Source organism: Psychrobacter sp. PG1 (genome assembly GCF_014897815.1).
GTDB lineage: Bacteria > Pseudomonadota > Gammaproteobacteria > Pseudomonadales > Moraxellaceae > Psychrobacter.
On sequence record NZ_JABUZG010000065.1, the window covers coordinates 23,087 to 35,563 of the forward strand.

Annotated in this window: 9 protein-coding genes; 7 read left to right on the forward strand and 2 right to left on the reverse strand. The window is 42.9% G+C overall.

Annotated elements, in window-relative coordinates:
• Nucleotides 1-9 precede the first annotated feature (9 nt).
• From hisG to hisC, 3 genes are all read left to right on the forward strand, one after another.
• A complete protein-coding gene (gene hisG / locus INT03_RS10685) occupies nucleotides 10-705 on the forward strand; it encodes an ATP phosphoribosyltransferase (RefSeq protein WP_045447985.1) in 696 nt (231 codons plus the stop codon).
• Between the two features lie 289 nt (nucleotides 706-994).
• Nucleotides 995-2,290, forward strand: coding sequence for a histidinol dehydrogenase (gene hisD, locus INT03_RS10690; protein ID WP_193008932.1), 1,296 nt, complete (start codon nucleotides 995-997; stop codon nucleotides 2,288-2,290).
• 79 nt (nucleotides 2,291-2,369) lie between these two features.
• Nucleotides 2,370-3,503, forward strand: coding sequence for a histidinol-phosphate transaminase (gene hisC, locus INT03_RS10695; protein WP_193008933.1), 1,134 nt, complete (start codon nucleotides 2,370-2,372; stop codon nucleotides 3,501-3,503).
• 124 nt (nucleotides 3,504-3,627) lie between these two features.
• Here the strand turns inward: hisC and INT03_RS10700 are convergent, their stop codons facing one another.
• Both INT03_RS10700 and INT03_RS10705 read right to left on the reverse strand, forming a co-directional pair.
• Complete coding sequence (locus tag INT03_RS10700; protein ID WP_226951682.1) at nucleotides 3,628-5,289, reverse strand: anthranilate synthase component I family protein; 1,662 nt, start codon at nucleotides 5,287-5,289, stop codon at nucleotides 3,628-3,630.
• 38 nt (nucleotides 5,290-5,327) lie between these two features.
• Nucleotides 5,328-6,563: a beta-ketoacyl-ACP synthase II gene (locus INT03_RS10705; protein WP_060491876.1), complete on the reverse strand. Its 1,236-nt coding sequence runs from the start codon at nucleotides 6,561-6,563 to the stop codon at nucleotides 5,328-5,330.
• Between the two features lie 495 nt (nucleotides 6,564-7,058).
• On the opposite strand from INT03_RS10705, the gene INT03_RS10710 reads away from it, so the two are divergent.
• The 4 genes from INT03_RS10710 to fusA all read left to right on the forward strand — a co-directional run bounded on the left by INT03_RS10710 (nucleotide 7,059) and on the right by fusA (nucleotide 12,237).
• Entirely contained in the window at nucleotides 7,059-8,252 is a 1,194-nt protein-coding gene (locus tag INT03_RS10710) for an EcsC family protein (protein ID WP_193008935.1), read from the forward strand.
• Nucleotides 8,253-8,710: 458 nt separating this feature from the next.
• A complete protein-coding gene (gene rpsL / locus INT03_RS10715) occupies nucleotides 8,711-9,085 on the forward strand; it encodes a 30S ribosomal protein S12 (RefSeq protein ID WP_011281154.1) in 375 nt (124 codons plus the stop codon).
• A 206-nt stretch (nucleotides 9,086-9,291) separates the two neighbouring features.
• A complete protein-coding gene (gene rpsG / locus INT03_RS10720) occupies nucleotides 9,292-9,765 on the forward strand; it encodes a 30S ribosomal protein S7 (RefSeq protein ID WP_021814163.1) in 474 nt (157 codons plus the stop codon).
• A gap of 345 nt (nucleotides 9,766-10,110) precedes the next feature.
• Nucleotides 10,111-12,237: an elongation factor G gene (gene fusA / locus INT03_RS10725; RefSeq protein WP_055125899.1), complete on the forward strand. Its 2,127-nt coding sequence runs from the start codon at nucleotides 10,111-10,113 to the stop codon at nucleotides 12,235-12,237.
• The last annotated feature ends 240 nt before the right edge of the window (nucleotides 12,238-12,477 follow it).

Consider the following 12,477-nt stretch of genomic DNA (forward strand, 5'->3'; position numbering starts at 1 on the left):
GATGTCATTATGACTGAAGCAAGCAATAGCCTACCAAATGATGGTTTATTAAATGAAGTAAATGATGAGTTTTCAGGCTTAACACTGGCCTTATCAAAAGGTCGTATTCTAGAAGAGACCATGCCACTGCTACGCGCAGCTGGTGTTGAGTTATTAGAAGATCCTGAAGCCTCACGCAAACTTATTTTTCCAACCTCAAACCCCAATGTGCGTGTATTGATTTTGCGTGCCAGTGATGTGCCAACCTACGTGGAACACGGCGCGGCTGACTTTGGAGTGGCGGGTAAAGATGTGTTGCTTGAGCATGGTGCCAACCATGTCTATGAATTACTTGATTTGCAAATTGCTCAGTGTAAGTTGATGACAGCTGGCGTGAAAGATGCGCCGCTACCCAATCGTCGCCTACGTATTGCGACCAAATACGTCAATGTTGCCCGCGCTTACTTTGCCAGCCAAGGTCAGCAAGTAGATGTGATTAAACTGTATGGCTCTATGGAGCTTGCGCCGTTGGTCGGGTTGGGTGATTTGATCGTCGATGTGGTTGATACAGGTAATACGTTGCGCGCAAATGGTCTTGAAGCACGCGATCATATTTGCGATGTGTCCTCACGCCTTATCGTCAATCAAGTGAGCTACAAGCGTAAATTTGCGTTACTTGAGCCGATTTTAGATAGCTTTAAAAATAGTATTGCCAGCGCTTCATAAATTAATTCCTAATGAATCAATGTCTTATCAAACGATACTAATCATTGGTAATCTTAAGCATTGTCATACAAATTTTTAAACCAGTTTAGCGCTATAAGATAGATATAGCGTGCTAAACTGGTTTTGTTGTATTTGCTTGCCAGAAAGTATGAGGTTAGTATAATCTGAACAAACTAAATATATAGAAACTGGTATATCAGCCATCACAATTATTATTAATACTCAATACCACTCATTTTTACATCGCTAATTTTCAGCAGTCTTTTATGCTCAGATATAGGATTAAGTCATGCGCCAACTAAGTACCCAAGATGCCGATTTTGACAGTCAGTTGACAGAGTTACTTGCCTTTGAAACCGTCAATGATGCCGATTTACTTAAGACCGTTGATGATATCATCGCGCAAGTTCGGCATGATGGCGATCGCGTCGTACTGGCGTTAACCCAGCAATTCGATCAGCATCCGGCGACGACGATGCAAGAGCTAGAGCTGTCTAAAGAGGCGCTTGCTGAAGCGTTTGCGAATCTTGATGATACAGTAAAATTGGCATTGACCACCGCAGCAACGCGTGTGCAGACCTTTCATGAGCGCCAAGTACAAGAGACTTGGCAGTATGAAGATGGGCTTGGTAATCGCTTGGGTCAAAAAGTCACCGCACTTGATCGCGTTGGTATTTATGTGCCTGGTGGTTTGGCCTCTTATCCATCTTCTGTATTGATGAATGCCATTCCTGCCAAAGTGGCGGGTGTTAAAGAGGTCATCATGGTGGTGCCAGCGCCAAAAGGCGTGCTCAATCCATTGGTGCTAGCCGCCGCACATTTGGCACAAGTCGACCGTGTCTTTACCATCGGCGGTGCGCAAGCGGTTGCTGCCTTAGCATATGGTACCGAAACGATTCCAGCGGTGGATAAAATCACTGGTCCTGGTAATAAATATGTTGCAGCGGCAAAGCGCGCGGTATTTGGTCAAGTTGGAATTGATATGATCGCTGGTCCCTCTGAAGTATTGGTATATGCAGAGGGCGAGGCGCAAGACCGTGCTGATTGGTTGGCGATGGATTTATTGTCACAAGCTGAGCATGATCGTATCGCTCAAGCTATCTTTGTCACGACCAGTGAACAGCAGCTTGCAGACGTCGCCGCTGAAATTGAAAAAGCGCTGGCAGAGTTGCCAAAAGCCGATATCGCCCGCGATTCTCTAAAAAATCGTGGCGCACTTATTTTAGTCAAAGACCGCGTTGAAGGTATGGCGGTGATTAATCGGGTTGCCCCTGAACATTTAGAATTGTCAGTTAATCATCCTGATGCGCTACTCAACGATATTCGTCATGCAGGTGCTATTTTCATGGGACGTCACACGCCTGAGGCGATTGGTGACTACTGTGCAGGACCCAATCACGTGTTGCCAACCTCTGGCACTGCGCGTTTCTCTTCACCGCTTGGTGTTTATGATTTCCAGAAGAAATCCTCGATTATTTATTGTACTGAAGCCGGTAGTAAGCCATTGGCTGAGACCGCAGATATTTTAGCGCAACGTGAGGACTTAGAAGCCCATGCGCGCTCAGCCCGTTATCGTTATCAGTAACGTGGCTTGATGATTGCTTTTGAATTGTACTTTTGAGATTTATATTTAATAATTTATGTGGCTAATAGTAGGATAACTTATGAGTGAGTTAAAGATAGACACCAGACTTTGGTCATCTAAAGCGCGTAATCTGTCACCTTACGTTCCTGGTGAGCAGCCTCAGCATGAAAATTTATGCAAATTAAATACCAATGAAAACCCATTCCCGCCGTCACCGAAAGTAGGCGAGGCAATCGCAAAAGTCCTAGAGCAGCAAGCGGATGATCTGCGTTTATATCCAGCGCCTGAGTCTGATGATTTGCGTGCCGCATTGGCACAACTCTATGATATTGATATCAACCAAGTGTTTGTTGGCAATGGTTCTGATGAAGTGTTGGCGCTAGTATTTGCCAGCTTTTTCCTAAAAGAGCGACCTGTTTTAGCACCTGATATCAGCTATAGTTTCTATCCAGTCTATGCGCAGACCTTTGGTATCGAGCTGGTACAAATCGCCTTGGAAGAAGATTTTAGTATTGATCCTGATGCCTATCGCCAGCCTTGTAGCGGCATCATCATTGCCAATCCAAATGCCCCAACTGGACTGCTATTATCGCTTGCCGATATTCGCAAGCTGGCTAGTGAGCACTCAAACTCAGTGATTGTAATTGATGAGGCTTATATTGATTTTGCGCGAGCAGTTAACGATAGCTCAGATGCAGAAATTTCAGCAGTGAGCTTAATCAATGAGTTTGACAACATTCTTGTGACCCAAACTTTTTCAAAGTCACGTTCGCTTGCTGGATTGCGCGTCGGTATGGCTTTTGGTAATGTCTCATTGATTGAAGCCTTAACCCGTATGAAAAACAGCTTTAATAGCTATCCACTGGATAAGCTGGCGCAAGTAGGGGCGACTGCCAGTGTATTGGATGTTGAGTATTTTACCCAGACCTGCCAGCAAGTCATCGACTTACGCCAATCTCTCACAGCAGAGCTGACAGCGTTAGGTTTTGATGTGTTGCCATCGCATGCCAACTTTGTTTTTGCCCGCCCTAAAGATGGTAATGCCAATACGGTAGCGAATGCGTTACGTGAGCAAGGCATCATCGTCCGTCATTTTGACAAGCCACGCATCAATGAGTATTTGCGTATCACTACCGGTACAGCAGAGCAAAACAGCCGCTTGATAGATACTTTACAGACGTTGCAAAAAGAGGCTGAAATCATTGCTGATTAATATCTGGTTCGCGATTTAAATTTTGATAATTGAATCACGATGCTTGTATTGATCAAAAAGCCTGCCAACATTGTGTTGAGCAGGCTTTTTGATGGACTTCTTTGGTTGTACTTTTAGAACAACCTTAAGGATATTTATGGATATTTTCTTGAGTTAAAACGCTTAATAGATTACCGACTTTATCCAAACATTCTTGGTATTCAGCATCGCAATCAGAGGCGACAGTGATACCACCGCCTGCCCATAAGCTGATATGTCTTTTTTTCAGCCCATTATGTGATGAAGTGTTAGCTTGCAGCGTACGAATGAGCACATTCCATTGACCACTGCCATCAAAGTTCATATAGCCCAATGTGCCGCAATAAGCACCGCGCGGCGCAGTTTCTAGCTCAGATATAATTTCAACCGCTCGCTTTTTTGGTGTGCCAGTAATTGAGCCAGCAGGCAAACTACCAAACAAAACGGCGAGTGGGTGAGTGTCCGTCTGTAATTCTGCGGTAATAGTGCTGACCATATGGTGCACATTACTAAAACTCTCAATCGCGAATAACTGCGGCACTTTTACGCTGCCTATCTTGGCATATTTACCCAAGTCATTACGCAATAAATCGACAATCATCACATTTTCGGCACGATCCTTTTCACTATCAGTCAGTTGCTGTTTATAAGCATGGTCTTGTTGAATATTGGTGCTGCGCGGCATAGTCCCTTTGATGGGCTTAGTGATGGTATGGTGCTTGCCAGTATTGATATCCTTGGTAAATGTAAAAAACAACTCAGGTGAGCAGCTCAATAATTCAAACGGATGCTGGGACGTATTATTTTTGATTTCACGGTTAAAGGGATTAACCGCTAAATATCCGGCAAAAGGTGCTTGAGTATTACGATATAAAGCAGGTAAATAATCAATCAGCATCGGCAAAGCGCTATTATCGCTAGGGTTATGATCAAAAAAACCTTGCCATTCTTGGGTTAGGTTGATTTGATAACAGTCGCCTTGCTGTAGATATTTTTGGGTTTGATTGAATGCTTTTTGATAGTCTTGTTTGCGCCATCGTGACTTTAATACTAAAGGAGCAGGCAGTGGTGATGCTGTCAGTTGCGTTTTATTGAGACAGTTATCAGCCAGATTTTTATCTACTATATCTAAATAAGAGACAAGTGCCGTGATCATTTTATTTTTTTGCTGATTATCAGAGTCGTTTTCAGAGTCGTTAGCAGTTGCCTTTATCGTTAATTCCCAACCCGTGTTGCCATGATCTCCATCAGGTGCTAGGTAAATATCATAATGTCCTAATACGGCACAAGGCTGTGCTGCTCGCTCAATTTTGGCGGCTGGGCTTAGCTCATGAGCCGCAATATCATAACCAATAAAACCTATCAGACCATGATGATAACTTGGTTTTTCATTTAAATCGCTTACAGATTCTGAGGTTTCATTATCAGTCTCATAAGTTTGACTATAACTGATTAATTCATCTTGCCAGTCGCTATAACTCATATGAGTGATATCATTGTGAACGGCGTCACGATAGGTTTTTGTGACTTGATAAAGAACTGCTTGTTCGTTCGAATCAGGCGTGTTTTCAGCACAATCTTGAACAGACCAGCTTACTTTTGGCAATAAGCCAATCACCGGTCGGCCATCATTGTTGAGCCAAACCAATTGCCAGTTTGCCTTAGTATCTTGTGCGATTAAATACTGCTGTAGCAGCGGCATAAGTTCTGCAGCCGATAGGTCACCAAAACGCCAGCTAGGTTTATTAGCTGGCGATGGATCAGACATTATTTGCTCAGTTTTGAGAGGATGTGCTGCGAGCATAGTTAGGCGTCAAACTTTTTAATGATTAATGTGGCATTAGTACCGCCAAAGCCAAAGCTGTTGCTCATTAGTGTCTCAAGCTTAGCTTCACGCATTTCGGTGACAATATCAAAGCCTTCAGCCGCAGGGTCTAAATTATCAACATTGATACTGGGCGCAATGAAGCCTTCTTCTAGCATCAACAAGCAATAAATCAGCTCTTGCGCACCAACGGCACCAAGGCTGTGACCTGTCATAGATTTGGTAGAGCTGATCGCAGGTACTTGACTGATATCATCGCCAAATGCTTTAGCAATGGCTTTAAGCTCAGTGATGTCACCAAGTGGCGTACTAGTACCGTGGCTATTGATATAGTCGACAGTTTGCAAACCAGCTTCGGCCAGTGCTTGCTGCATACAGCGCACGGCACCTTCACCACTTGGCGCAACCATTTCAGCACCATCAGAGCTGGCACCATAACCGACGATTTCAGCCAGTATGTTGGCACCACGTGCTTGGGCATGCTCTAGACTTTCAACCACGACCATCGCACCACCAGCAGCAATTACAAAGCCATCACGATCTTTATCATAAGCTCTTGAGGCGCGCTGCGGTGTCTCATTATACTGCGTACTGACTGCACCCATCGCATCAAACATACAAGACTGTGTCCAATGTTCCGCTTCACTACCACCCGCGAGTATCACATCTGCTTTGCCTAACTGAATAAGTTCAGCCGCATGACCGATACAATGGGTTGAGGTGGCACAAGCAGAGGTGAGCGAGTATGATACGCCTTGGATTTTTAGACCTGTAGCAAGCGCCGCTGATACTGAGCTGCCCATTGTTTTTGGCACAGCCATCGCGCCGACACCGCGCAGACCTTTATCCCGCATGGCATCTATGGCATTGACAATATTCTCTGTCGACGCGCCGCCAGAGCTTGCGACCACGCCCACGCGTGGATTATTATTGATGGTTTCAAGCGACAAACCAGACTGCTCAATGGCGTTTAAAGCACTAACATAAGCGTATAGACTGGCATCACTAAAGAAGCGTTTTAACTTACGATCGATACCACTGGTATCAAGCGTCGACTGGTCGATACTGCCGCTAACGTGTGATTTAAACCCATGCTCAGCATAAGCCTCATTAAATGTAATGCCAGACTGCCCTTGCTTTAGAGCGGCAGTAACCGTGGCTAAATCATGTCCGATACAAGAGACGATCCCTGCTCCAGTGATAACAACGCGGCGCATATTCTATTCCTTATGAGTAACGATTTTTCACAATCACTTTTAATAATCGTTTTTAAGTATGTATTTCTATTATTTAATATTAGGGTGTATTGAGCGTCAAAGCCTCATTTTACAATCATTGTGATGATCATAGTAAAACTATATGCTTGGTCACTGATTATCTATAAGTAACGGATTACTTATAAATATAAGTACAAGTGTACTGTGAGTTATGGCACATGATAACGTATCGAGCGTCCAAAATCTTTGTACAAGTGCAAAATAACGACAAAATCGCGCTTGCTATCTAAAGCCATCTAAAAGACTATTTGGTTGAAGACAGCTTATCTGATGGTATCAATCATACATCAAGTGATACTTTTGGATACAAAATTTGTGATTGCGATAACATTGTTCGCACTGACATCGATTATAGTGATTGACTAGAATGGCACATCTATTATTATAAATCGCTTACAATAAAACAAAATTACTCATCACATTAAGGACATCACGATGGCGAAGCGTAGCACTCTCTCTAAAGGTATCACTACCGTTGGCTCTTTTACTCGCAATAATCTAGAGCGCGTGGGCGCTATGATTGATAGCATGAATGCTAAGACGGGCAAACCGCGTCAATACAAAGCAGTCAACTTAGGCGATGAAGACTATCAGCAGGATTTGTTCCGTGAGCAAACGTTAAGAGCCACTCAGCAATTGTTAGGGCCACGTTTTGCCACCTATGGTAAATATGCCAAAAAAGTAGTGCCAAACAGTTTTTTTCAGTCGACGGTCGATGGCGCTTTTGCACAAGTGGCAAACCTTGCCTCTAATTGGAGTCAGATTGATTTACCTAATGAGCATCGTTTCGCCAATATCGCAAGCTTGGATGATGAAGAGCGTTATGCATTAGCCACTGATATCGCCAATCAAAACCGTGCATTGGCAACGATAGGGGGCTTAACAGGTTTGGCTGGGCTTCCTGGTTTGCTGGCTGATACGCTATGGCTTTTATTGGTATCATTACGTACCGTCTATCAGTTGGGTGCTGTCTACAATAAACCCCTCACAGGTAAGCAAGGCGTTAAAATGGCTTATGAGCTGCTAGCAAATGCTGATCTGAGCAAGATGCAAGAAAAACAAGCATTGCTAGCAGGTATTGGCATTGGTAAAGGTTTATTGGATAATGCCCAAAGCAGTGGTCTACACAATGAGCTAAAAAACCTAGGTCTAAAGGATAAAAACGTCAACTTTTATGCAGAACAAGTTGACAGTATTGCCAGTCAGGTCGGTATAGACTTGGATAAAATCAATTTAACATGGATACGCAAATTCTTACCAGTTACCGCTGTTATCGTTGGTATGCGCTACAACAGCCAGCTCATTGATGAAGTGATTGGCGTGGCTCAAGCGACTTTTGCCCCAGAAGCCAAACTTGCCAATCGTGCAATCACTGATGATAGCGGTAATGAAGCTAAGGTAAACAAAACAGCTGACAATGACAAGCAGCAAGATGCTGAGAAAGAGTCAAGCAAGGATACCGATAGCAAGAAAGACACTACTGAAGAAAAAAATAACCATCAAGAAGCTGATAAAAAGGTCGTGAAAGAAACGCAGAAAGACCACAATGACAACAATGATAAGCAAGGCAGTCAGAATAAATCCTCTGATAGCAAATCAAACAAGACGGCTAACAAGAAAAGCAAATAAGAGCGCCTAAATAATCAGACTTACCTGTTTTCTTTCTTCAGCCAGCTTATATCATAGAAGGATTATGAGCTGCATATCTACTACTAATTTTGGCGATAATGTCTTCTTTCTCTTGAAAAACAAGATAATATCGCCATTTAGTACTTATAAATTGCTATTTATTTATAGTCAAACATCTTATTTAAATCGTTCGTGACGCTACTTTCGATATACTGTATGACAATCTACTTTTTAGCTGATTTTTAACTAAAAATAGATAAAGTGTTATAGTAGTAGGGTGAATGCATATCTATCAAATGTTGTAAAGTGCAATCACGCATAAGTGGTTGAAATAGCAGTAACAACTCTTTATAATACACTGTCCTAAAAATGGGTGTACCAAAATCTGTCGTTAAAGTCAGATGGATGGTGCGTTTCCCCATTTTTTTGTTTTATACCAAACGGGAGAAGGATGCCTCATGGCAACAACTAACCAATTGATTCGTAAAGGTCGCAAAACCATCAAGGAAAAGTCAAAAGTTCCTGCGTTGGAAGCGTGCCCACAACGTCGTGGTGTATGTACTCGCGTATATACTACTACCCCTAAAAAACCTAACTCAGCCATGCGTAAAGTATGTCGTGTACGTTTGACTTCAGGCTATGAAGTATCAAGCTACATCGGCGGCGAAGGTCATAACTTACAAGAGCACAGTGTTGTTCTTATCCGTGGTGGTCGTGTAAAAGATCTACCAGGTGTACGTTATCACACCGTTCGTGGTGCATTGGATTGCGCAGGCGTAAAAGACCGTAAGCAAGGTCGCTCTAAATATGGTGCTAAGAAGCCTAAAGTTTAATAACTAATCGTTATTAGCTAAGCTTTTTTATACCAAACATTAACTGTGCATGGGTCTGGTGTTGACAGTATTATTAAATTAGTAATTCACTGTTAAAACATACCGCCGTGCAGTAAGGCTGACTGACAACTCGATATAACGCCATCCAATATTAATTGGTGCGAGATTGTGAATGTCAGACACTCCTGAAGAAAAGGATTATTATTATGCCAAGACGTCGCGTCGTTGCTACCCGTGAGATCCTACCGGATCCTAAGTTTGGTAGCCAAACTGTTGCAAAATTCATCAACCATGTAATGAGTCATGGTAAAAAATCTACTGCTGAGCGTATCGTTTACGGTGCACTTGAAACAGTGAGCGAAAAACGTAAAATCGAAGATCCAGTATCTTTCTTCGAAGAAGTTTTAGAAAATGTACGCCCAATGGTAGAAGTGAAAGCTCGCCGCGTTGGTGGTGCAACCTACCAAGTACCAATGGAAGTACGCCCCTCCCGTCGTACTGCCTTGGCTATGCGTTGGTTAGCTGAAGCTGCTGCTAAGCGTTCTGAAAAATCAATGGCTTTGCGTTTAGCTGGCGAATTGAATGATGCTGCTGATGGCAAAGGCGCTGCTATGAAAAAGCGTGACGAAGTTCACCGCATGGCAGATGCTAACAAAGCATTCTCTCATTACCGCTTCTAAGCTACTGTTTATTAGTAGTAGCTTTAGATTAGCTGGCTGAAGTCAGCTAATCTTACATTGTTATTTATTCTATTGATTGCCGCCATCGTTTATCTTGTTGTAAGTAGTTTTTGACTATCAACAACGAGATGGCGGACATCTATCAAGATGTCTCTCTTAATTAAGTATGCTTGTCACAAGAGAGCATCCCAAATCTGATGCCGCACTATTCTTAGTATTTGCTCTTTTTTTGTCCGTATTAGGCTCAATAATCAGTAAGTAATATGAAGCTGACCGCTTTGTCATAGAGTATGAGGTAGAGACACAATACATTATTATATACACGACTTTTCCTAGGAAAACACTATGGCTCGTAAAACTCCCCTAAAACGCTATCGCAACATTGGTATCTCAGCGCACATCGATGCTGGTAAGACAACCACTACTGAGCGTGTTTTATTTTATACCGGTGTTAGTCACAAACTTGGTGAAGTACATGATGGCGCAGCCACTATGGACTGGATGGAGCAAGAACAAGAGCGCGGTATTACTATTACCTCAGCAGCGACGACTTGTTTTTGGTCAGGTATGGCAAAACAGTTTGACGAACATCGTATCAACATCATTGACACCCCAGGTCACGTTGACTTCACGATCGAAGTTGAACGTTCTATGCGTGTACTTGATGGCGCTTGCATGGTTTATTGTGCAGTAGGCGGCGTTCAGCCACAGTCTGAGACCGTATGGCGTCAGGCAAATAAATATAAAGTTCCACGTCTTGCATTTGTAAACAAAATGGATCGCGTTGGCGCTGATTTCTATCGTGTCATTGAGCAGATCAAAACTCGTCTAGGTGGTAATCCTGTGCCATTGGTTATTCCAATTGGTAAAGAAGATGACTTCGAAGGCGTTATTGATCTAGTTACGATGAAAGCTCTTTATTGGGATGAAGCATCTCAAGGTATGGAGTTTGAAGAGCGCGAAATCCCAGCTGAATTACAAGAAAAAGCAGAAGAGTATCGTGAGATTCTTGTAGAAAATGCGGCTGAAGCAACAGAAGAATTGATGAATGAGTATCTAGAAAATGGCGAGTTGTCTGTAGAGCAGATCAACGTTGCTATTCGTCAATTGACTATTGATAACCAAATCATTCCATTACTTTGTGGTACTGCCTTTAAGAACAAAGGTGTACAAAAGATGTTGGATGCGGTTATTCAGTATCTTCCAGCACCAATGGATGTACCTGCTATTAAAGGTATCCTTGATGACAAAGATGAAACTGAAGGCACTCGTGAAGCGTCAGATGAAGCGCCATTCTCAGCTTTAGCATTTAAAATCATGAATGACAAATTCGTTGGTAACTTAACCTTCGTTCGTGTTTATTCAGGTGTTTTAACGCAAGGTAGCAGTGTTTATAACCCAGTTAAAATGAAGCGTGAGCGCGTTGGTCGTATCGTACAGATGATGGCTAACTCTCAAGAAGAGTTGCAAGAAATTCGTACTGGTGATATCGCTGCATTGGTCGGCATGAAAGACGTAACGACTGGTGATACGCTATGTGATGAGCAAAATGTTATCACGCTTGAGCGCATGGAATTCCCAGATCCAGTTATCAGCCTAGCGGTTGAACCTAAGACCAAAGCTGACCAAGAAAGAATGTCAATCGCTTTAGGTCGTTTGGCGAAAGAAGATCCATCGTTCCGTGTACATACTGACGAAGAGTCTGGCCAGACAATCATCAGTGGTATGGGTGAGCTGCATTTAGAGATTCTTGTTGACCGTATGAAGCGTGAGTTTAACGTTGAAGCGAACATCGGTGCGCCGCAGGTTGCTTATCGTGAAACGATTCGTAACACGGTTGAGCAAGAAGGCAAATTCGTACGTCAGACTGGTGGTCGTGGTAAATTCGGTCACGTTTGGTTACGTCTTGAGCCACTTGATCCAGCGGGCGATACTGAATATGAATTCGCTGAAGAAGTTGTTGGTGGTACTGTACCGAAAGAATTCCATGGTGCTGTTGATAAAGGTATCCGAGAACGCATGAAAAATGGCGTACTTGCTGGTTATCCAGTGGTTGGCGTAAAAGCGACCTTGTATGACGGTTCTTACCATGACGTCGATTCGGATGAGCTATCATTTAAGATGGCTGGTTCTATGGCATTCAGAAAAGGCTTCATGGCAGCAGATCCAGCGCTACTTGAGCCAATCATGAAAGTTGAAGTTGAAACGCCTGAAGATTATATGGGCGATATCATGGGCGATCTTAACCGTCGTCGTGGTTTGGTACAGGGTATGGAAGACCTACCTGGCGGTACTAAGCAGATCCGTGCCGAAGTGCCATTAGCAGAAATGTTTGGTTATGCCACACAAATGCGCTCAATGTCACAAGGCCGTGCTACTTATTCAATGGAATTCCAAAAGTACGCTGAGATTCCAAAATCAGTTGCTGCTGACATCATCTCTAAATTCAACAATAAAGATGATGACGAGTAAGTAATCGTCTATTAAATATGACAATGTAGCTATTATCTCTATGTTGTCATAGAAGAATACGCCAATAATTGGTTAAAAGACTTGTTATTGGCGGTGATTTTCTTATAATATCTGCACATTAGTATGTGTACCCTTTTAACAATTATCTTAATGTGGTCAAGATCGTCTTTGTTATCGTATTTATACGAGCTTAGCATTTGACCCCAAAAAAAGAGGAAATACCCATGGCAAAGGCCAAGT